The sequence below is a fragment of the Peribacillus folii genome, from assembly GCF_030271255.1.
GTDB lineage: Bacteria > Bacillota > Bacilli > Bacillales > DSM-1321 > Peribacillus.
On the sequence record NZ_JASJOM010000041.1, the window covers coordinates 1 to 218 of the forward strand.

1 protein-coding gene is annotated in these 218 nt (G+C 44.0%); it reads left to right on the top strand.

From position 1 onward, the window contains the following. Window positions 1-174, top strand: a 174-nt coding sequence (locus QNI08_RS22455; RefSeq protein WP_285769555.1) for a transposase, incomplete at its 5' end; no start/stop codon positions are given. Window positions 175-218 lie beyond the last annotated feature (44 nt).

The window sequence follows — 218 nt, forward strand, 5'->3', positions numbered from 1 at the left end:
AAACGCAAAGAAACGATTGAGCGTGTATTCGCAGATGCAAAAGAAAAGCATGGTATGCGTTGGACTACTTTAAGGGGACTTAAAAAATTGTCGATGCAGGCGATGCTTACTTTCGCTGCCATGAATGTAAAGAAGATGGCCACTTGGACATGGCAAGGTCCTAAAACGGCTTAACATAGCGGCTCGAAGAGCCCAAATCTCGTAACCTTTGGTCAAAA